21 protein-coding genes and 1 pseudogene are annotated in these 20,534 nt (G+C 67.5%); 15 read left to right on the forward strand and 7 right to left on the reverse strand.

What is annotated here, in order from left to right:
* Window positions 1–2: 2 nt before the first annotated feature.
* The 3 genes from QFZ21_RS19125 to QFZ21_RS19135 are packed head-to-tail and all read right to left on the reverse strand — an operon-like array spanning window position 3 to window position 3,087.
* Window positions 3–803 carry a sulfite exporter TauE/SafE family protein gene (locus QFZ21_RS19125; protein WP_307380706.1) on the reverse strand — a complete coding sequence of 267 codons (801 nt, stop codon included), beginning with the start codon at window positions 801–803 and terminating at the stop codon, window positions 3–5.
* Complete coding sequence (locus tag QFZ21_RS19130; protein ID WP_307380708.1) at window positions 800–2,344, reverse strand: gamma-glutamyltransferase family protein; 1,545 nt, start codon at window positions 2,342–2,344, stop codon at window positions 800–802. The genes QFZ21_RS19125 and QFZ21_RS19130 overlap by 4 nt, the downstream gene beginning before the upstream one ends.
* Complete coding sequence (locus tag QFZ21_RS19135; RefSeq protein ID WP_307380710.1) at window positions 2,341–3,087, reverse strand: FadR/GntR family transcriptional regulator; 747 nt, start codon at window positions 3,085–3,087, stop codon at window positions 2,341–2,343. Before QFZ21_RS19135 ends, QFZ21_RS19130 begins: the two co-directional genes overlap by 4 nt.
* Window positions 3,088–3,196: 109 nt before the next feature.
* Here QFZ21_RS19135 and QFZ21_RS19140 point away from each other — a divergent pair, with 109 nt between their 5' ends.
* The 3 genes from QFZ21_RS19140 to QFZ21_RS19150 are packed head-to-tail and all read left to right on the forward strand — an operon-like array spanning window position 3,197 to window position 5,725.
* On the forward strand, window positions 3,197–4,051 hold the full coding sequence (locus QFZ21_RS19140; protein WP_307380711.1) for an ABC transporter substrate-binding protein: 855 nt from the start codon (window positions 3,197–3,199) through the stop codon (window positions 4,049–4,051).
* 49 nt (window positions 4,052–4,100) lie between these two features.
* On the forward strand, window positions 4,101–4,913 hold the full coding sequence (locus QFZ21_RS19145; RefSeq protein ID WP_307380712.1) for an amino acid ABC transporter permease: 813 nt from the start codon (window positions 4,101–4,103) through the stop codon (window positions 4,911–4,913).
* A gap of 8 nt (window positions 4,914–4,921) precedes the next feature.
* Window positions 4,922–5,725: an amino acid ABC transporter ATP-binding protein gene (locus tag QFZ21_RS19150; protein WP_307380714.1), complete on the forward strand. Its 804-nt coding sequence runs from the start codon at window positions 4,922–4,924 to the stop codon at window positions 5,723–5,725.
* 43 nt (window positions 5,726–5,768) lie between these two features.
* On the opposite strand, the gene QFZ21_RS19155 is transcribed toward QFZ21_RS19150, so the two are convergent.
* Window positions 5,769–6,380 (reverse strand): TetR/AcrR family transcriptional regulator, encoded by a 612-nt coding sequence (locus tag QFZ21_RS19155; RefSeq protein WP_307380715.1) that lies wholly within the window; start codon window positions 6,378–6,380, stop codon window positions 5,769–5,771.
* Window positions 6,381–6,591: 211 nt separating this feature from the next.
* On the opposite strand from QFZ21_RS19155, the gene QFZ21_RS19160 reads away from it, so the two are divergent.
* The 6 genes from QFZ21_RS19160 to QFZ21_RS19185 are packed head-to-tail and all read left to right on the forward strand — an operon-like array spanning window position 6,592 to window position 13,629.
* Window positions 6,592–7,032, forward strand: a complete 441-nt coding sequence (locus tag QFZ21_RS19160; protein WP_307380717.1) for a DUF3237 family protein — start codon at window positions 6,592–6,594, stop codon at window positions 7,030–7,032.
* A 47-nt stretch (window positions 7,033–7,079) separates the two neighbouring features.
* On the forward strand, window positions 7,080–8,636 hold the full coding sequence (locus tag QFZ21_RS19165) for an ABC transporter substrate-binding protein (protein WP_307380719.1): 1,557 nt from the start codon (window positions 7,080–7,082) through the stop codon (window positions 8,634–8,636).
* A 5-nt stretch (window positions 8,637–8,641) separates the two neighbouring features.
* Window positions 8,642–9,679 carry an ABC transporter permease gene (locus QFZ21_RS19170; protein WP_307380721.1) on the forward strand — a complete coding sequence of 346 codons (1,038 nt, stop codon included), beginning with the start codon at window positions 8,642–8,644 and terminating at the stop codon, window positions 9,677–9,679.
* On the forward strand, window positions 9,672–11,345 hold the full coding sequence (locus QFZ21_RS19175; protein WP_307380723.1) for a dipeptide/oligopeptide/nickel ABC transporter permease/ATP-binding protein: 1,674 nt from the start codon (window positions 9,672–9,674) through the stop codon (window positions 11,343–11,345). The genes QFZ21_RS19170 and QFZ21_RS19175 overlap by 8 nt, the downstream gene beginning before the upstream one ends.
* Window positions 11,342–12,187 (forward strand): ABC transporter ATP-binding protein, encoded by an 846-nt coding sequence (locus QFZ21_RS19180; protein WP_307380724.1) that lies wholly within the window; start codon window positions 11,342–11,344, stop codon window positions 12,185–12,187. Before QFZ21_RS19175 ends, QFZ21_RS19180 begins: the two co-directional genes overlap by 4 nt.
* Window positions 12,184–13,629 carry an amidase gene (locus QFZ21_RS19185; protein WP_307380727.1) on the forward strand — a complete coding sequence of 482 codons (1,446 nt, stop codon included), beginning with the start codon at window positions 12,184–12,186 and terminating at the stop codon, window positions 13,627–13,629. Before QFZ21_RS19180 ends, QFZ21_RS19185 begins: the two co-directional genes overlap by 4 nt.
* 64 nt (window positions 13,630–13,693) lie before the next feature.
* Here QFZ21_RS19185 and QFZ21_RS19190 read toward each other — a convergent pair whose 3' ends face one another.
* Window positions 13,694–14,467 (reverse strand): SDR family NAD(P)-dependent oxidoreductase, encoded by a 774-nt coding sequence (locus tag QFZ21_RS19190; protein WP_307380728.1) that lies wholly within the window; start codon window positions 14,465–14,467, stop codon window positions 13,694–13,696.
* 147 nt (window positions 14,468–14,614) lie between these two features.
* Between QFZ21_RS19190 and QFZ21_RS19195 the strand changes: the two genes are divergently transcribed.
* Window positions 14,615–15,262: a TetR/AcrR family transcriptional regulator gene (locus tag QFZ21_RS19195; protein WP_307380729.1), complete on the forward strand. Its 648-nt coding sequence runs from the start codon at window positions 14,615–14,617 to the stop codon at window positions 15,260–15,262.
* Window positions 15,259–16,077 carry an N-acyl homoserine lactonase family protein gene (locus QFZ21_RS19200; protein WP_307380730.1) on the forward strand — a complete coding sequence of 273 codons (819 nt, stop codon included), beginning with the start codon at window positions 15,259–15,261 and terminating at the stop codon, window positions 16,075–16,077. The genes QFZ21_RS19195 and QFZ21_RS19200 overlap by 4 nt, the downstream gene beginning before the upstream one ends.
* Window positions 16,078–16,205: 128 nt before the next feature.
* On the opposite strand, the gene QFZ21_RS19205 is transcribed toward QFZ21_RS19200, so the two are convergent.
* Both QFZ21_RS19205 and QFZ21_RS19210 read right to left on the reverse strand, forming a co-directional pair.
* Complete coding sequence (locus QFZ21_RS19205) at window positions 16,206–16,973, reverse strand: APC family permease (RefSeq protein ID WP_307380731.1); 768 nt, start codon at window positions 16,971–16,973, stop codon at window positions 16,206–16,208.
* A 209-nt stretch (window positions 16,974–17,182) separates the two neighbouring features.
* Window positions 17,183–17,542, reverse strand: a complete 360-nt coding sequence (locus QFZ21_RS19210; RefSeq protein ID WP_307380733.1) for a hypothetical protein — start codon at window positions 17,540–17,542, stop codon at window positions 17,183–17,185.
* A gap of 305 nt (window positions 17,543–17,847) precedes the next feature.
* Here QFZ21_RS19210 and QFZ21_RS21135 point away from each other — a divergent pair.
* The 4 genes and pseudogenes from QFZ21_RS21135 to QFZ21_RS19230 form a co-directional block, all read left to right on the forward strand.
* Window positions 17,848–18,051 (forward strand): annotated as a pseudogene (locus tag QFZ21_RS21135) (DUF1016 N-terminal domain-containing protein); the annotation flags it as partial.
* A gap of 399 nt (window positions 18,052–18,450) precedes the next feature.
* Window positions 18,451–18,600: a hypothetical protein gene (locus QFZ21_RS19220; RefSeq protein ID WP_307380737.1), complete on the forward strand. Its 150-nt coding sequence runs from the start codon at window positions 18,451–18,453 to the stop codon at window positions 18,598–18,600.
* 77 nt (window positions 18,601–18,677) lie between these two features.
* Entirely contained in the window at window positions 18,678–19,082 is a 405-nt protein-coding gene (locus QFZ21_RS19225; RefSeq protein ID WP_307380739.1) for an ABC transporter permease, read from the forward strand.
* 626 nt (window positions 19,083–19,708) lie between these two features.
* Window positions 19,709–20,503: a hypothetical protein gene (locus QFZ21_RS19230; RefSeq protein WP_307380740.1), complete on the forward strand. Its 795-nt coding sequence runs from the start codon at window positions 19,709–19,711 to the stop codon at window positions 20,501–20,503.
* Window positions 20,504–20,534 lie beyond the last annotated feature (31 nt).

The following is a 20,534-nucleotide window of genomic DNA, read 5'->3' on the forward strand; positions in this document are numbered from 1 at the left end:
CCTCAGCGGCGCCGTAGATTGCGCACGATCAGCTGCACGGTGATCGCGGCGATCAGCACCGAGAAGGCGATATTCGACCAGAGCGGTGTGATGGCCGTGGCCGTGAGCAGGCCGAGCGGCGACGCGAGGCACGCGGTGGCTCCCACGAACAGTCCGCCGCGCAGGTCGACGTTCTTGCGGCGCATATTGCCCAGCGTGGCCGACAGCGAGCCGGGGATCATCATGAAGAGCGAGGTGCCCTTGGCGATGAGGTCGCTCGCGCCGAAGAAGAACATCAGCGCAGGGACCACGATGACTCCGCCGCCCACGCCCAGCACGCCCGACAGGATGCCGGTGACGACGCCGGCGCCAATCAGCGCGAGTACGGTCCAGACGGTGATGGCGATCGAGTCGTCCCGAGAGGGCACGCTGAACCACAGGCTGGCGGCCGAGAAGATCAGGAACAACAGGAACGACCAGAAAAGCGCGGGACGCGAGAGTCGCGCCAGCAGGTAGCTGCCGACCTGCGCTCCGATGACCACGCCGACCGCAAGCGCGATGCCCGCGATCCAGTCGATGTGTCCGGTCAGCGCGTATCCGACGGTGCCCACGATCGAGGGGGGAAGGATGGCCGCGACGGACGTGCCGGCGGCACGGCGCTGGTCGTACCCCAGCATCAGGAGTGCCGGTACGACGATGATCCCGCCGCCGATCCCGAAGAGACCTGACAGGAATCCTGCCACCAGCCCGAGCGCGATGAGCGCGAGGACCGGCGCGCGCGGGGCCAGCTCCGGAGCCGCCGGACTCGCTGCGGAACCGATCATCGCCGTGCCCCTATCGTCTCCGTGTCGACCACGATCGCCGAGCCGTCCGAACGCGGATCGCTCGCCGCGTCCCATCCGTATTCGGTGGCCACGATCAGATTGCTGTGCCCCAGGACCTCGTCGCGCGGCGGGACGATGCGTACCCGGAGGCCGGCGGCGGAGAGAGCGTCGCGAGCGGCCCGGGGGACGTCGGTCTCGACGGTCACGGTCTCCTCGACGTCGCCGTCGTCCTGAATGCCGACGACCCAGCGCGGCGACGAGGTCGCCTCCAGCGCGGAGGCACCGGTGAGCACGCGCAGCAGCAGATGCGTGTGGATCTGCGCCTGCGCCTGTCCGCCCATGGTCGCGCCGGCGTATGCCAGTTCGCCGTCGCGTTCGACAAGCACGGGCATGAGCGTGTGCGGAGGGCGCCGCGAGGGTCCCCACGCGGCGGGGTGTTCGGGTTCGAGGGAGAACGACGTGCCGCGGTTCTGGAACAGGATGCCGGTGTCGGGCTCGAGAACGCAGGAGCCGAAGGACCAGAACACCGACTGCACGAGTGACACGGCCCAGCCGTCATCGTCGGTGGCGACCAGGCCCACGGTGTCGCCGTGGGCCGGGGCGCTCGGGTAGGGCTGATCGACGTGTATATCGGGCATGTCGACGAGTGCGTCGGCGTCGTGGGCTGCGGTGTCAGGGTCGGAGAGCCAGGCACGACGAACGCCGTTGCTCGCGTAGAACGCCTGGGCGAGCCGTCCGGCGTCGGCGCCGAGCGCGTCGGCGATCCCGGCGTCGGCCGCGGCGATCGCATTGCGGAGGAAGGCGAAGCCCTGCGAGTTCGGGCGCCCGGTGTGGATGTCGAGCCCGAAGACTCGACGACTCAGCGGCTCGGAGACCGTCGGCCGGTAGTCGGAGGCGTCGTCGACGTCGATGAGCGATCCCGCGGCACGCAGTCCCGCCACCCAGCGCTCGGCGAGTTGCCCCCGGTAGAACGCGTCGAGACCTTGTTCCTGCAGCTCGCGGAACGTGCGGGCGAGCGCCGGTTGGCGAAGCGTGTCTCCCTCGACGAGCGCGCGGCCCGCGGGGAAGAAGATCGCAGAGCAGCCCGGGTCGGCGGTGAGGGCGTCGGCGTCGGTGCGGATAGCCGCTCCGACGGAGCGGGAGACCGGTGCCGCCTCGGCGAGCGTGCGCGCCGGTTCCAGCAGGTCTGCGAGGGCGAGGCGTCCGCCCGCGTCGTGCAGGACGCCCCAGCCGGCGACCCCGCCGGGAATGGTCACCGTGTCGATGCCGCGGGCGGGCAAGCGGTCGCCGTATCGCCTGCGGAGAGTCTCGAGTCGCTGGGTGCGTGGTGCACGGCCGGTGGCGTTGATGAAGCGGATTCCGCCAGAAGGATCCCGCACCAGCGCGACCAGGTCGCCGCCCAGCGCCACGTTGTTCGGGTACACGGCGCAGAGCACGGCCGCCGCGCTGATAGCCGCGTCGACGGCGGAGCCGCCGGCGCGCAGGGCGCGTTCGCCTGCTTCGGTGGCAAGGTAGTGCGAGGAGGAGATGGCGCCGGTCACGCGTTCGTCTCCGGGGTGGTCTCGTTCGACGCGGCCGCGCGCAGGATCTGCTCGAACACGGTTTCGACGTGAGCGCGGGCGGCGGCTTCTGCCGCTTCACTGTCCTGCTTCTCGATGGCGGCGAAGATCAGGCGGTGCCCGCTGTTCGAGATGTGGCGGCGCTCGGGCGTCTGCAGAGTCCGCCGTCGGCTCGGCGCGATCTGCGTCGCGATCAGATCGGTGAGCTGGGCCATGAGCGGATTGTGTGTGTATTGCGAGATCGCCTGGTGGAAGGCGCGGTCGAGGTCCGAGTATCGCGCGAGGTCGGTCTCGTTCTCCATGTCTGCGATGAACGTGCGCAGCTGCTCGATGTCACGCGGCGTGACCCGTGCGGCGGCGAGCGCAGCGATCGGCGGCTCGATCAGGGCCCGGAGCTCCATGATCTGCGTCAGCTCGGTGCCGCGACCCGTCGTGGCCGTCAGCAGTGCTGCCAGGGAGTGCGCGGCACTGCCCGACTGCAGCGCGCTGGCGCGCACCGTCGTGCCGCGGCCAGGCTTGCGATCGATGAGACCTCGCTGCTCCAGTTCATGGAGGGCCTGTCGGACCGAGACGCGGGAGACACCGAGCTGCTCAGCGAGCGCCTGCTCGCTCGGCAGACGGTCTCCCGGCTTCATCTCACCCTCGAGGATCGTGCGCTCGATGTCGAGCGACAGCCGATCGGGGAGAGACAGCGCGGGGGACCTGCGCAGTGTCGACCATTCCATGGAGACCTCGTTTCCGCATCGAATAAAGACAGCTTGACAGTTGGTCCTACCAACTGTCAAACTCCCTCCAATCGATCCGTTGCACGGAGCACATGAGTGAGGAACCGATATGTTGCACACCCGATTCGCCGCATTGACCGGCGTCGCCGCAATCACCGTCCTGTTGGCCGGATGTGCCGGCTCGTCCGGCACCACCTCCTCCTCAAGCGGCGAGGGAGGCGACGAACTGGGTCTCATCAAACCGGGCACCCTCACGGTCTGCGTCAACCTGGAGGCTCCCCCGAATGTGTTCGCCGAGGCGGACGGAACACCCGTCGGCGTCGAGGTCGACCTCGCGAAGGACATGGCGAAGAAGATGGATCTGGAACTCAGTTTCAGCGAGTACTCCTTCGCTGGTTTGATCCCCGCTCTCCAGGCCCAGCAGTGCGACACGATCATCTCGTCGCTGTACATCAAGCCGGAGCGCGAGGAGATCGCGAGCTTCGTGCCCTACCTCCTATCGGGCTCCGGCATCCTCGTGGCGGCGGACAACCCGGCCGAGATCACGGGATATGACGAGAGCCTGTGCGGGAAGAAAGCCATCGGCATCAACGGCGCCACCGGTGCTGGGCTGCTCGACGAGCAGTCCGCCGCATGCACGGCCGACGGCGAGGAAGAGATCACCATCACCCTGACGGATAAGGCGTCCGACGCCCTGCAGCAGGTGATCGCCGGACAGCAGGACTTCTACCTCGACACAGCGGAGGGCGCGGCCTACTTCTCCAAGCAGTCCGAGGGGCAGCTGATCCCGGTGGGTGAGCCGGTGGGAGAGATCAAGATCGGTGCGGCCTCGCTGAAGGACAACACGGCTCTGCACGACGCTCTCGCGGAGGCGTTCGCCGCTGTCCAGGAAGACAACACGTACCAGAGCATCCTCGAGACCTGGGGATTCGAGTCCCTCGACATCGCGAAAGCCACATCCTGACCATCGCGACGGGCGCGGCCGTACCGCGCCGTTCTGAAAGAGAGATCTCATGAACTTCGACTGGTCGTACTTCTGGGAGAGCCTTCTGGTTCCCAGCCCCCGGTTCCTCAGCGGCGTCGCGCTGACCGTGATCATCTCGGTGGTCGCGATGGTGCTGGCACTCATCCTGGGGCTGTGCATCGCCCTCCTGGGGCGCAGCCGCTTCCTGGTCCTACGGCTGTTCTCGAGCTTCTACATCTGGGTGATCCGGGGCACGCCGCTGCTTGTGCAACTGGTCATCCTGTACACCGGCTTCGCTGCGATCGGACTCTTCCGGTTCGAGGATCAGGACATCGCCGGCGCGTTGATCAAAGGGGCGGTCCAGGCGGCGATCGTCGGACTCATGCTGAACGAGAGCGCCTACATCTCGGAGATCGTCCGCTCTGGCCTCGAGTCGGTCGACCGCGGTCAGAATGAGGCCGCGCTGTCGCTCGGCATGACGCCGGGAGCGGCGATGCGACGCATCATCGTGCCGCAGGCCATCCGCGTGATGGTGCCTCCGCTCGGAAACTCCTTCAACGGCCTGATGAAGCAGACCTCCGTCCTGTCTGTCATCGGCGTCGCCGAGATGTTCCAGGCCGGAGCGACCATGAGCGCCGCCACCTTCAAGGTGTTCGAGATCTATCTTGTCGTCGCGCTCTATTACCTCGCCTTGACGACGGTCTGGACGATCGTGCAGACATGGATCGAGAACGTGCTCAATGCGCGGGCAGGCCTCCCGCCCGCGGAGTCGATCTGGAAGCGCCTGTTCGGTCTGCGCACCCCGCGCCGGACAGCCGCCAGCACCCCCGCACTGCAGTCGCAGCCGGTAGAAGCCGCGTGAGGATCGCCATGACCAGTACGTTCACCACCCCTGTCAGCACCGTGCCCGCCGGACCGATCGTGCGTGCCGAGAAGGTCACGAAGTCGTTCGGTGACCGTCGCATCCTGACCGATGTGGACCTCGAGGTCGAGGCCGGAGAGGTCGTCGTGCTCGTCGGCCCCTCCGGCGCAGGCAAGACGACCTTCCTGCGGACGCTCAATCGGCTGGAGGGCGTCGACTCCGGCGAGATCTTCGTGAATGGCGAACGCCTGGGCTCCCGAGAAGGACGCGGCGGCCGCCTCATGGAGCTCTCGGCGCGCCAGCTCGCCCGTCAGCGCGCAGACATCGGGTTCGTGTTCCAGCACTTCAACCTGTTCCCGCACATGACCGTGCTCGAGAACGTGTGGAACTCGCCCGTAAACGTCAAGCACGAGAAGAAGGCCGAGGCCGTTGCCTACGCCCGTGAGCTCCTCGCGCGCGTCGGTCTCGCGGACAAGGCCGACGTGCGGCCGCGCTCGCTCTCGGGCGGGCAGCAGCAGCGCGTGGCGATCGCCCGAGCGCTCGCCATGCGCCCCGCGCTGATGCTCTTCGATGAGCCCACGAGTGCGCTCGACCCGGAGATGGTGGGCGAGGTGCTCGCGGTCATGAAGGACCTCGCACTGGCCGGCATGACGATGATCATCGTCAGTCACGAGATGGGATTCACCCGCGAGGTCGCCGACCGAGTCGCCGTGATGGATGCGGGGCGCATCATCGAGAGCGGCACGCCGTCTCAGGTGTTTACGGAACCGCAGCAGGAGCGCACGCGGCAGTTCTTGTCGAAGGTGCTCTAACCCGGCCGCGCGGCGAGGCCGCGACTGGCGTGCCGTGACCGCGTCAGTCGCGGCCTCCGAGCAGCGCGAGTGCATCCAGGTACATCTCCACCTGCTTGGCGAAGACCTCGTCGGCGTCCACGTGCGCGAGATCGGCCTTCGCCGCCTCCGCGTAGGGAAACTGGCTGGGGTCCTTCGGGGCGTAAACCTGGACCCAGCCGGTCTCATCCTGTCGGGCGTCGTGCGAACTGAGCCGCGCGCCCTCCGCGCTGGCGGATCCGAGCACGAGGTTCGAGTAGACCTGGTACTGGATGACCGCCGCCCGCCCCTGCAGGCCGGCCTGGTGGAGCGCACGGAGCACCCACTCGACCGCGCGTAGCTCGTTCAGGCTGTTGGTGACGAGTGAGAACGACGTCGCCGCCGCGGCCGGGTGTGACGTCGCCGTGCGCCAGGCACGCCAGGCCAGCGCCTCGAGGTCGGCGCGCCATTCGTCGGTGGGCTCGTAGCCCTCGAGCGAGAGCCCGTCGAGGTGATCGGCCAGTGCGGTGAGCACGTCATGGCGACTCGCGAAATGGCGGTACACCGCCGTCGGCGATGCCTTCAGCTCCTCGCCGAGTCGCGAGAACGTCAGGGCTGGTTCGCCCTCGGCGTCCATGATGCGCAGAGCTGCGGTCACAATCTCCTCTCGGGAGAGAGACCCGCGCTTGCGCCGAGGTCGCACTTCTGAATTCACCACTGATCCCCCCGCTGGCGTCCGCGATCTGCGGTCGTCGTAGTTCTTGTCATGTTCCGCTGTTGTTTCTTTTTAGTGAACAGCATTGACTATACCTTTAACTATCCCCATACTCGTCTCAACACGCAATGCTGCGATCGAGATTGGACGAACCATGAACCCCTCCGTTGCTCCACACCTCCGGTTCGTCTTCCGGATCGTCGCAGAGGTCGGATCCTATCTTCCACTGCAGAAGCGAGACGCGGAGCTGCTCGAGTTCATCCCGATCGTCGGAGGCACCGTCGATGGCGAGGTCTCCGGCACCGTCGTCGCCGGAGGCGGCGACTGGTGCGTCACCCGAGCCGACGACGCCTACGACGTCGAGGCGCGCTACTTGATCCGCACCGACGGCGACCAGATCGTCGACGTCGTCAACGTCGGCGTCGTCCGTCACCTTCCCGGTGGGACCGGAGAGGCGATGGGCTATTTCCAATCGACCCCGCGTTTTCGCACCACCGCTCCTGACCTGCAGTGGCTCACCCGTTCGGTCTTCGTCGGCCGCGGCGTGACGAATCCCGACAACGCGACCATCGACATCTTCGAAGTACAGGCCTGACCCGCTCCCGCGAGCGCATCATTACCCCATCCATCGAGAGGCACAGCATGTCCAGACGACACACCCTCGTAGCCGCCGTCGCGCTCACCACCGCGGTCGCTCTGACGACCACGGCGTGCGGCGCCGGCGGAGGCGGCGACTCTGAATCCACCGACACGATCCGCACGACCATCGATATCCCGGCGACCTTCGACCCGAGCGTGACCCTGTCACTTCCCGACAACCTGCTCGCCCGCACGGGCTACGACACGCTCGTCCGTCGTGACGAGGGCGGGCTGGTCCCCGGGTTGGCGAGCGAGTGGACGGCCACTCCCACGCAGGCCGTCCTCACGATCCGCGACGGAGCGACGTGCGCGGACGGCACCGAGATCACGCCGACCGTCGTCAAGGACTCCCTCGTTTACCTCGCGCGGCCGGACAGCGGCGCCACCGTGGCGGGTCAAGTCTTCGGCGGTACTCCGCCGACGATCACGGCCGACGACGACGCGGGCACAGTGACGATCGATCTCGGTGCCCCGTGGCCGGACCTGATGACCGGCCTCAGCGTCTCGTCGACCGGCATCATCTGCCCCGCCGGGCTGGCCGACCCGCAGGGTCTCGCGGCCGGAACGGTGGAGGGCAGCGAGTCGGGTCCGTACACGCTCGAGTCCTTCGAGCCTGGGGTGAAGTACGTCTACACCCTGCGGGACGACTACGACGCCTGGCCGAAATGGAAGACCGCGATCGACGGCAGTCCGGCGAAGACGCTCGAGTACGTGGTCTCGCCCGACTCCACGGCGACGGCGAACCTCGTGATCAGCGGTCAGCTCGACATCGCCAAGATCCAGGCGCAGGCGATCGAACGCTTCGACACGATGGACGGGTACGAGGTCTCGGTCAACCGCTTCTCCGACTTCTACCTCATGTTCAACGAGCGGCCCAGCAGCGTCTTCACCGATCCCGCCCTGCGCCTCGGAGTCGCCCAGGCGATCGATCGCGCGATGTTCGAAGAGGTGACATCCCTGGGGACGGGCGAGATCGCGACCTCCCTGGCCTCGGATTTGACGCCGTGCGTCGCCGAGGCGAACACCCCGATCCCGGAGCAGGACGTGGCGGCCGCGACAGCCGCCCTCGACGGTCTCAGCATCCGCTTCATCGGCCCGACCATCGCCGGTCCGGCCGGCGCCGGCAACGAGTACATCGCCGAGGCGCTGCGCGCAGCAGGTGCCGAGGTCACGATCGAGAACACCGACGTCGGCAGCTGGATCGCCACGGTGTTCGGCGAGCCGGACGGATGGGACCTCACGATGTTCGCCGACCTCAACTTCCTCGGATCCCTGACGAGTCCTCTCGGCAGCTTCGTCGGACCGACCATCGGGGAGGGTGGCGGGAACGTCGGAGCCGCTGCGAACGCGGAAGCGAACGAGGCCTACTCGACTGCGCTGACCGCCCCCACCGAAGAGGAACGCTGCGCGGCTCTGAACAGCGCGGTGAACGCGCTGGTGGAGAACCTCAACGTGATGCCGCTGATCAACGACGCATTCATCTACGTGCAGCGCCCTGGCTTCACGGTGCAGATGCTCGGTGGATCCCTCGACGATCCGATCTTCCGGATCGTGGACTGACGCCCGTGTCCGGCGCAGACCTGTCGACCCGCATCGAGCCGGCGACCCGCACGGACACGACGGCGATCGTCGTCCGTCGTCGCCGCGCCCAGAGCTCCTGGGGCACCTTCGCCCTGCGCCGTCTGGGGGGACTCGTCCTCTCACTGGGGCTGCTGGCGGTGCTGACGTTCCTGATCGTCCCGCTGATACCCGGCGATCCGGCGCTGGCGATCCTGGGGCCGGACGCAACTCCGGCCGCGATTGCCACGGTACGTGAGCGGCTCCACCTCGATCTGCCGCTGTGGAACCAGTTCGGTCTCTACGTGCAGGGCCTCGCCACCTTCGATCTGGGGGAGAGCTTCCGCTACTCCACCCCGGTCACCGAGACGATCGCGACGAAGCTGCCCTACACGGCCGCTCTCGCCTTCGGGTCGATCGCCGTGGTGGTGCTGATCTCGATCCCGCTGGGAATGCTCGTCGGGGTCCTCACCTGCGGCGGTCGGCGCCCTCTTCTGGCCACCGGATTCGGTGTGGTGGCGGGATTCTTCGCCTCCTTTCCCGCGTACGTGGCCGCGAGCCTGCTCGTGATCGTCTTCGCGATCTGGCTGCGGGTGCTCCCCGCCGGCGGCGCGACCACCGCCGGCGCGTTCGTCCTCCCGATCGCCGCCCTCGCGATCGGACCCACGTTCGCCGTCGCGCGCGTCGTGCGTCAGGAGACATTCGAGGTGCTGCAGCAGGACTACATCCGCACGGCGCGAGGGCGGCGCATCGGCTCCGCTCGCCTGTACCTGCAGCATGCGCTGCCGAATCTGATGGCCTCGACGCTCACCCTCACGGGGCTGATCCTGGCGGGGTTGCTCGGCGGCGCCGTCATCATCGAGAGCGTCTTCAGCCTTCCGGGTCTCGGCATGGAGGTGGTGCAGGCCATCATCTATCGCGATTACCCGGTCATCCAGGGCATCGTGCTGACGATCGGCGCCATCGCCATCGTCATCAATCTGGTGATCGACATCCTTCTGGGTCTCATCGACCCCCGAACCCTGGGTGGGCCGACCAATGACTGACCGCCGTCGCTACGTCCCGGTGCCGCTGATCGTCGGGATCGCCATGCTGAGCGCCCTGGTGCTCGTCGCGCTCCTCGCTCCGGTCTTCCTGAGCGGAGCCGCGAACACCCTCACACCGGACACCCGCGCGCAGCCGTCCGCCGCGCATTGGCTCGGAACCGACGACTTCGGTCGCGACATCCTCGCTCGCTCGCTCGTCGCGACCCGGCTGACGCTGGTGATGGCGGCCGGGGCAACGGCGATCGCCGTGGTCGCAGGCGTGCTGATCGGCGCGCTGATCTGGCTGGCGCCGCGTCGGCTGCGCGAGGCGGTGCTGCGGATCATCGACTCCACCGTCGCGTTCCCCTCGATCATCCTGGCGCTGGTCATCGCCGCCATCCTGGGCCCGGCCACGTCGTCGGCGATCATCGCCATCGGCATCGCCGGTGTCCCCGGCTTCGCACGCATCACCTCGAACATGACCGCGTCGGTCGCCCACAAGGACTTCGTCGGGACAGCGCGCCTTCTGGGAGCGCCCGGACCGATGCTCTTCGTCCGGCACCTGCTGCCCAACATCGGCGGACCGCTGCTCGTCCTCATCGCCTCGAGCTTCGCACTCTCGCTACTCGACATCTCGAGCCTGTCGTTCGTGGGACTCGGGGTGCAGAGCCCGAACTACGACTGGGGTCGACTGCTCAACGAGGGACTGCCGGCGATCTACTCTCAGCCCCTGCTGGTCGTGGCGCCGTCGGTAATGCTGATCTTCGCCGGCGCGGCCGCCATGCTCACCGGTGACGGTCTGGCGGCGCGGATCGATCCGTGGGGGCGGCAACCGAGAGCTCGCCTTCGGTCCCGGCGGATCGCACCCGTCGCCTCCCTCGCACCCGACGCACTCGTCGAGGTCCGCGACCTGAGGGTGACGGCAGCGAACGGGACCGAACTCGTCAAGGGCATCGACTTCGACATCGCGTCCGGCGAGATCCTCGGGCTGGTCGGGGAGTCGGGGTCGGGCAAGTCGATGACGGCGATGAGTCTCGCCCGCCTCCAACCCGACGGCGTCGCCGTGGAGTCGGGGCTGATGCGTCTCGGCGACCTGGATCTGCGGTCCTCCCGGCAGCACAGCCGCCTGGCCAAGGAGATCGGCCTGGTCTACCAAGACCCCGGATCGACCTTCAACCCGGCGTTGCGCCTGGGGGCGCAGCTCACCGAGGTCGCGCGCGTGCATCTGGGGATGTCACGACGGAAGGCGACCGAGACCCTGGTCGAAGCCCTCCGCCGCATGCGGATCCGCAATCCGGAGGAGCGGATGGGGCAGCACCCGTTCCAGTTGTCGGGAGGGATGCTGCAGCGCGCGATCATCGCGTCGTCACTCGTCACCACCCCCCGGCTCATCATCGCTGACGAGCCGACGACGGCGCTCGACGTGACTGTGCAGGCAGAGGTCCTGCGACACCTCAAGCACATCAACACGAGCGAAGGCACCGCCATCCTCTTCATCTCACACGACATCGGTGTGGTCGAGGCGCTCTGCGATCGGGTGCTCGTGATGCGTCAGGGCGAGATCGTCGAACGACTCACCGGAACGCAGCTCGCGACGCGCGACGTGCAGCACCCGTACACCCGGGCGCTGCTCGACGCGACTCCGAGGCTCGTCCTCCCGTCCCTCACCGAGGAGGTCTCCCTATGACCGCGACCGCTGATCCAATCCTCGACGTCCGAGGGCTCGATGTGACCCTCGGGCACGGGCGCCGGGCGACGAAGATCCTCAACGGCATCGATCTGTCGCTGCACCGCGGCTCGACCGTGGCGCTCGTCGGTGAATCCGGGTCCGGCAAGTCGACGATCGCCAAGACCATCATCGGCATTCATCAGGCCGATCATGGGTCGATCCGGTTCGCGGGCACGGAGCTCGTCGGCGCGGACCATCGGACCCGGCGGTCGGTGCGCCGGCGCATCCAGCTCATCCCACAGAATCCGTACTCGTCGCTGGACCCTCGACGAACGATCGGTCAGACACTCGCCGAGGCGCTCGACCCGGTGCTGGCCCGCGTGGCGCCGCACCGCGAGCGCATCTCCGCGGCACTCGCGACCGTGGCGCTCGACGACGCGGCGATCGAGCGGTACCCGCACGAGTTCTCCGGGGGCCAGCGGCAGCGCATCGCGATCGCGCGCGCACTCGCCACAGACCCCGACATGATCATCGCCGACGAGATCACCTCGGCGCTCGATGTCTCGACCCAGGCGGAGATCCTCGTCCTCCTCGCGCGGCTCCGTCGGGAGCTGCAACTCACCGTGCTCTTCATCTCGCACAACCTCGCCGTCGTGAGCCAGATCTGCGACGACGTGATCGTGCTGCTCAACGGTGACGTCGTCGAGGCGGGTCCGGTGCGCAGCGTGTTCTCGCGACCCCGCTCCGACTACACCCGCACGCTGGTGGACTCCGTGCCCGGAGGCCCCGCCTTCACCCGCGCTCTCTCCGACCTCGCACCCCTTTCGTCCGCGCCCGACTCCACAGGAGGCACACCATGACCGACACCCGCACCGCACTCTGGACGCTGAGCGCCCGAGAGATCGCCCGCCGCGTCCGCGCGCGCGAGGTAACCGCTCGTGAGGTGATCGACGCACATCTCGATCGGATCGACGTGCTCAACGGCTCCCTGGGGGCGCTCACCGTCGTGTTCCCCGAGCGGGCGCGCGATCTCGCCGACCAGATCGACCGCCGCATCGCCGCGGGGGAGGAGGTCGGTGCTCTCGCCGGCGTGCCCATCTCGATCAAGGAGAACATCGACATCACCTGGTCGGCGTCGACCGAGGGCTGGGCATTCCTGGCGGACGCGATCCCTGATGCACATGCGACGATGGTGCGGCGACTGCTCGAGGCGGATGCGGTGCCGATCGGCCGCGGCAACATGCCCGACACCGGTCTGCGCTGGGACACCGACAACGAGCTCTTCGGCCGCACCTACAACCCGTGGGACCGCGATCGGGTCCCCGGCGGCTCCAGCGGCGGAGACAGCGTCGCCGTCGCCACCGGGATGTCGGCCGTCGGACTGGGCAACGACTACGGGGGCTCCCTGCGGCTGCCCGCGTATGCCGCCGGGATCTGCGCGCTGCGCCCCACGGCGGGGCGCGTGCCTGCGTCGGCTCCCGTGGGGGCCTGGCCGCTGACGGAGCAGTTCTTCGCGGTGAACGGGCCGATCGCCCGCCACATCGATGATCTCGACACCGTCTTCTCTCTGATCCACGGGGCTGACGGCATGGACCCGACGGCGGCATCGATCCCGCATCCCTCCGGCTATGACGGCCCACGTCGTGTCGCCGTCTCGCGCGACCCGCTCGGGTGGGGGGTGGACCCGGAGGTCGCCCAGGCGATCTCGGTGGCGGCCGACGCGCTCGCCGCGGACGGGTGGGAGGTCGTCGATGTCGAGGCCCCGATGATCGAGGAGGCCGCTCTGCTCTGGCGCCGGCTGTCGGTCACGGAGTTCGTGAGCACGTTCCAGCCGGGTGGGCGGTCCGTGCCCCTCGGCGAGGGCGCGACGCGCTACTTTCTCGACAACGCCGAAGAAACCGAGGTCTTCGAATCGATCGCTGACTACTCTGCGGCCTGGGGGCAGCGTCTGCTGATCTCCGCCGCGTGGGAGAGGTTCCACGCCGAGTTTCCGATCGTGCTGGGCCCGGTTTCGGCGCGCCGTATGCCGGCCATCGGCTACGACCTCTCGGGCCCCGAGGCGACCACGCAGCTCTGGCGCGATCACCGTCTGCTCGTGACGGTCAACTTCCTCGGTCTACCGTCGGTCGCAGTGCCGACGGGAGTCGACGGCGACGGGATTCCGTCAGGCGTGCAGCTGATCGCCGCACGCAACGGCGATCACATCGCCCTCGCTGCCGCCCGCGCTGTCGAGGCGCACGTGGGCACGTTCACGCCGATCGAGCGACCGGCGGGCGTGGTGCTGGCGGGCGCCCACGGCTGACGACAGAGAGAAACGGCCCGGGTCCCGAACGGACCCGGGCCGTTACGGCCTCCGCCGGAACGGGTCAGGCGCCGCGCTCCTCATTGATGGAGTTGGCGCCGTCGACCGTGACGAGCTGGCCGGTGATGTACGAGGCCCCCTCACTCGCGAGGAAGACAATCGCGTGGGCCACCTCATCGGCCCTTCCGGATCGGCCGACCGGCGTCGCCTGGCCCATCGCCCGCTCGTGCGCCGATGCGGATGCCGTGTCGATCCAGCCCGGAGCGACGGCGTTGACCGTGATCCCCGCCGCGGCGGTGTCGATCGCGGTCGCCCGAGTCATTCCGACCACCCCGGCCTTGGCCGCGTGATAGGCGACGTCGCCGGCGTAGGCCTGCACGGGGCCCGACACCGACGCCACGTTGACGATGCGCCCGTACTGCGCCTCGCGCATCGCGGGGATCACGGCCCGGATCATGAGGAACGACGTGGTCAGGTTTCGCTCGATCGAGGCCTGCCACCGCTCGAGCGACAGGTCGTCGATGGAGCCGGGGTCGTCGGGGTCGGACATCGATGTCATCCCCGCGTTGTTGACGAGCACATCGGCCGGGCCGAACGCTCCGTGGGCGGCCGCCATGACGTCGTCGACGCCGGACTGCCGCGTCAGGTCGGCCACGACGCCCACCGCCTCGAAGCCGGCGTCGGTCAGAGCGGACACCCGCTCGAAGATGCGCTCCGTCGTCGATGTGACGACCACGCGCATTCCCGCACCCGCGAGGGCCCGAGCGGCGGCGAATCCGATCCCGTGTTCACTGCCTGCTCCGGTGATGATGGCCGTGCGCTGTCGTGTCTGAGCCACGGTGGGCCTCCCAGGTCGTCGCTGATATTGGAACGATCGTACAACATTGAAGACCATCAGCGCGCCAGCTCGTACGTTTAAAGCCGGAAGGAGTGCGAGGCTTTGTTGTACGATCGATCTACTCGAGACGAACGGAAGAGGGAAGACGTGCCGACTGCCACCGACCCGCCCAGCAAGAAGGGCGCCGAGCGCAAGAGCCGGATCCTCGACGCCGCGTTGACCATCATCGGGCGCGACGGTCTCGCCGCCCTGTCGATGCGCACGCTCGCGACCGAGGCGGGGCTTCCGTTGGGCGCGGTGGGCTACTACTTCGCGAACAAGAAGCAGCTGATCGGCGAAGCCTTCGACGCGCACTCCCAGCGCGAACTTCAGCGGGTGGTGCAGACGATCTCGTCGATCGGCGACGCCGGGTCCGGCACTGATCTCGCCGAGCGACTCACCGACTTCGTCGTCGAGGGGCTGCAGAACGATGCGAACTCCTTAGTGGCCGAATACGAGTTCCTCGTGGAGGCCAGCAGGCGCCCCGAGGTCGCCCGGGCATCGACGGCCTGGCTGCAGGCCCTGCAGGCGCAACTGGCCAACGTCCTTCGGCGGCTCGGATCATCGGAGCCCACGACCGACGCGCGACTGATCATGGCCGCGATCGCCGGCCTCGAAGTCGACAACCTGACGAGCGACGCACTGACCCGTATGCAGACCACCGCGATCCGCGAGTCCCTGATGCGACTCGTCGAGGCGCTGAGCCTCGCCTGGGCGCGGAATCCACCGGAACGACGACGAGAGAAGCACTCATGAACAGCCGTATCCCCGCGGTCTCACCGACGCGTCCCACGGCGCGGCGGCTGATCTGCCTGACGCTCGCCTGGGACCAGATCCCCGAGTCCATCTCGATGGAGGGTGGCTCCGAACGAATTCTCCGAGAGCCGGTGTGCGCGATCCTGGTGAACACGGATATCGGATGGGTCCTGCTCGACACGGGCACGGATGCCCGGCGATTCCGAGGGCCTAATCCTGATCGGGAGCTCTACGCTCCGGCGGGGCTGCCGGAGTTCCTCACCGACGGCGACCCACTGCTCGATGCGCTCGCAGCTCATGAGCTCACGCCTTCCGACATCGCCGTGGCGGCCGTCTCGCACCTTCACTTCGATCACTCCGGAGGTCTGCGGCACCTGGCGGAGGCGGGCGTCGAGGTCTGCATCCAACGACGGGAACGGGACTTCGCACTGACCACAGCTGGCCGAGACGACGCCTACCTGCGAGAGGACTACGAGGACCCGGCGATACGCTGGCGCATCCTCGACGGAGACGCGGTGATCGGCCCGGGCGTCGAGGCCGTCAGCACGCCGGGCCACACTCCTGGTCACATGTCCTACCGGATCACGATGGCAGAGTCCGGCACGTGGCTGTTCGCGATGGACGCGATTGACCTGCAGGCGGGCATCGACCTCGACCAGGTGGTGGGCACGCATGCGGTCGCGGCGGACGCCCCGGCGGTGCGCGAGTCGCATAATCGTCTGGTCGCGCTCGCCGAGAGGGAGGGTGCGCGTCTCGTGGCCGGGCACTGCCCGGTGACCTGGCCAGCTCTCACCGCTCCGGAAGGATTCGCCTGAGCTGAGCACCCGCCGCGACCGCGCGTCGTCGTCGTCGGCCGGCTCGAGCAGAAGGAACTGCGTGCCCTGGCGAGGGCGCAGATAGCCGAAGTAGTACGCGTACCGGCGATGCGACCCCTCCCGCGACACTAAGACTCACGCACTGCTCGGGGTAAAACAGGCTGATGCCGATCACGCCGGCGATCACGAGGAGTGCCACCATGGCGGGCAGGGGCCAGAGCAGCATGCGGAACAGGTCCGGCGAATCGACGCCGCCTTGTCGGCGCACCACGATCGCGGCGATCGCGATGAAGGCGAGGCCCGTCACGGCGGTCGAGCCGGTCGCGCTGAGGAGCAGTCATGGGGATCACGCAGCACACGCCCGAGACCACCCCCATCACGACGGTCGCCACGCGGGGCATGTGCGCCGATCCGGAGACGCGTGAGAGGACCCGGGAGATTCCCGCGGGAAACGCCCGGTCTCGAGCGGCGACGAACAGAAGGCGGCCGGCCTGCAGACTGAGCGCGATGTTGGCGTTCAGGATCGCCAGCGCGATCGACAGCAAGACGAACACCCACAGCGCGTGTCCTGCGAGCTGCTCCAGGAACGCCTGGACCGGCGGTTCCGAGCCGATGAGCCCCTCGAGCGAATCGGCACCCAGCATGACGAACACGAGGGGGACCACTTCGATGACGACCGTGATCAGCGCGGAGAGGAGCACCGCCCTGGCCACGTTGCGCCGCGGATTGCGGGTCTCCTCCGCGAAGTAGACCGCGCCGCCGTAGCCGTACTGGGCGGCGACGCCCTGTATGACCCCCAGCGCCAGGCCGGCGATGCCGATCGGCGCTAGGGCGCCGCCCGAGTCCAAGGGCCTGCGGGTCGAGCAGGTCGGTGATCGGGCGTTCGAGTTCACCATTCCCAGAGCGGTCGACGAAGGGATCCGGACCGGCGTCTTCCGCCCGACGCTGACCGCCGACCTCGTCGCTCGGACGCTCGTGGCACTGGCGCTACGGCCTGCACATCGTGGCCGACCGCATTACGACCCACGCGGTCGCCGCCGACGGCATGCGATCCGTCGGCGCTGAGGTCCGAGCGGCGCGCCGCCCGAAGCAGTCGTCGGGCTCGTCACCATTCGATGTTGGTCGCCGACGCGTCGATCAGGCTCACCCACACTTCCAGCTTCATGTCCTCGAACAGCCCGCTCCAGTCCTCGACCACCCGGTCGCAGAGGGCCTGGAAGAGCGGCTGGAGGTGCTGGTCGCTGGTCGCGAACGCGAGGACGGCGTCCGGTGCGACCTGCGCGCTCACGGCAGACTGCTGGAATGCCATCGTGGTGGACGTGTGCAACTCCACGATGATGTCGTTGTCGGGGATCCCCAGAACTTCTCGGGTGGCGGTGAACAGCAGGTCCATGGCGACCTCGCCGCTCTCCGCGATTCGCGCCTGAATGGTCTCACTCTTGGGGAGGATGGAAATGTAGGTCATGTAATCGAGAGTACGCAGGACGGACGGGCACGGTGACATCTTGCCGTTGCACGGACACGCGCACGCTCGACTCTTGGGCTGGGGCGGGTGAAACGCAGGCGCAGGTCGGCCTTGCGGACCTTGCCGGCGGTCGTGCGCGGCAGCTCGTCGACCACGACGACGTGCTTGGGGATCTTGCAGCGGGCGATCCTGCCGTCCAGAGACGCGCGGACGTCGGCGGTCGTGGATGAGGTTGTCCGGCTCCGCGGGGTAGTGATCTGGTGCCCGACGACTACGCCGCCACGCTCGAAGGCCTCAAGAAGCACGTGCGCGCCGCACGCCCGGAGGCGCAGCGGAAGGTCAGCAACGAGCTCCTGCAGCTGTGGTGGCGCATCGGGCGCACGATCCTGGACCGGCAGGCGGAGGAGGGCTGGGGCACGAAAGTGCTGAATCGACTTGCCACAGATCTGCGTGCCGAGTTCACCACGATGAAAGACTTCTCCCGCCGGAATCTGCTCTACATGCGGGCCTTCGCTGAGGCCTGGCCCAATGAAACCGATCTTGTGCAACGACCCATTGCACGATTGCCGGGGGCCACGCGATCGAGCTGCTCGACAAGCTTGACGATCAGGTGCTGCGCGACTGGTGCGCGGCGAAGGATGCACGTCATGGCTGGAGCAGATCGGTGCGCCAGCACCAGATCACCACTCGACTTCACGAACGAGAAGGGGCCGCACCGAACAACTTCGCCGGTGCCCTTGAGCAGCTCGACTCGGATCAGGCGCAGGAGATTGCCAAGGACCCATACGCACTGTAGTTCCTCAGAGGATGTCAATCGCGGTCACCGACGCGGACCGTGCCCAGCACGTGGTCGACGCGACAGTGGCCGGAGTCGCCGACGCGGCGCTGGCATCCCCTGCGGGGTGTCGGTGAAGACAAACGATGCCCTCACGGACGCGCTGTACGCGGCGCAGAGCACCGGGCTGTCGCCCGAGGAGACCGAACAGTATGCGCAGGCGGGCATCTGGTTCAGCCCCGACGCCACCGATTACGAGATCGCCGCCCTCCGAGAGCGCTAGCCGACGCCGGCTTCAGGGGCACCACCGTCGCCGACCAGCTCGGCGCCGTCACCGCAGTCATCGACGGCATTGTTCTCGTGCTCAACGCCCTCGCGATCATCGCGCTGCTGGCGGCAGGCTTCGGCATCGTCAACACGCTATTCATGTCAGTGCAGGAGCGCACCCGAGAGGTCGGGCTCATGAAGGCCATGGGAATGGGGAGCGGCCGGATCCTCTCACTGTTCAGCCTCGAGGCGGCCTTCATCGGCTTCCTCGGCAGTGCCGTCGGCGTGGTCATCGCGATCCTGGTCGGCAGCGTGGTCAGCTCCGCGCTCTCGGGCGGACTTCTCACAAGCCTGCCAGGCCTCACGCTGATCGCCTTCGATCCGGTCTCCATCGCGCTGATCATCCTGGCCGCTATGGGCATCGCATTCCTCGCTGGGACTCTTCCCGCGGCCCGTGCCGCACGCGCCGACCCGGTGACCTCACTCCGCTACGAATGATCACAGAGGCCGGGAAACCCAGCAGCAGGGTACCCGGCCTCGAATAATCGCAGCAGTCCCGGAGCGAAGCGGGCCAGGCGGCCTTAACTGACAGAAGTACTACTATCGGACCCGCTTCCACCGCCCGATGAAGGCTCTACTTCATTAATTCACGCACCAGACCCTGTCGTCCGCGCCGTTGAAGTCGTTGGCTAGCGTCGAGCCGGAAAGTTGGGTCGAACTGTTCAGGCTAATGCGCGACGAGTAAACTCTGGGAAGTGCTCCTGGTCCGCGACAGCGGCCAGAGCGGTAGGACACCGCGAGTGGCACGCAGAAGGCACGAGCAGGCAGCAGGCTGCAGAAGCCGCATGATTTCGCCCTTCCGAGCCTCCACTGGCAATAACTGGGACTTCTGAGAGCGTAGTGTGCGGCGTCGCGCGATGCGGCGCCGCCGCACGTTGAAGTCGCACGCGTCACAGGAACCGGCACTGATTCGGTAGTTGGCGTAAGAAACCCTTGGGAATGGGGTGAACGGCCGGGCTCCGGGCTACTTGACCGATTCTGGGGCGACTCCCGGATCGGGCTGACCGCTACACTGCGACCAGAGCCCGTCTGGGGCGGTGCTCCGTTCCTTGGGAGGATTCTCGATGCGTTCACCTCGTCTACTCACCACGAGCGCCGTGCTCGCACTCTCCGTGGCCCTCGTCACCGGGTGCTCAGCGTCGGAGCCAGAGCCGGTGGAAGAACTGAGAACCCCGAGCACACCGGCAGCCGAGGAGCAGCCCAGCGCCGAAGAGCTGGAGATTCGGGCGATTCGGGATCGCATCAAAGAGCTGAAAGCCATCCCGGCCGCGGAGTTCAAGTTCTTGGACCGCGCGGACCGCTTGCTCTACCTCGGAGACGTGCTCAGGCCGGAGTACGACGAGATCTCGCAACGGCATGCAGATGGCGAGTACATCACCGCATACAACCCGCTGAAGGTCGCGGCGGTAGATAACAGCGCGGCGAGCATCGTCCACCAGTACGAATACGTACAGCGCGCGCTCTTCCTCCAAAGAGCGGGCGACGGAACCACCGAGAACTTCGACTTTGATGCTGCACAGAAAGCAGTGTCCGCCTATTACTACATGAGTGGCGACAGCCTAGTGGTGAGCAATGAGTACAACGCGGTCTTGGAGACAATGTCGCCTCTGACCACCATCACCCGGATCATCAACTCCTGGACGGGGGAGGAGTTCGGGCCGGTGACGGCAGGCACCGACAAAGACGGCAACCCAGTGCAGTACAAGGACATCCTGGTGACGGATCACAACGGTGTTCACGAGATCAAGCGCTTCATCTTCAGCACCTTCGTGGACTGGAAAGGTCAGGACAGAGCGGTCTGGCAGTTCCTGGCGGGCACGACTCCGGAGACGCCGGAGTTGCTAGACACTTTCATGTGACCGCAGTGGTGCTGTCCGCTTCGACTGCGGT

This window comes from Microbacterium sp. W4I20 (assembly GCF_030816505.1).
GTDB lineage: Bacteria > Actinomycetota > Actinomycetes > Actinomycetales > Microbacteriaceae > Microbacterium.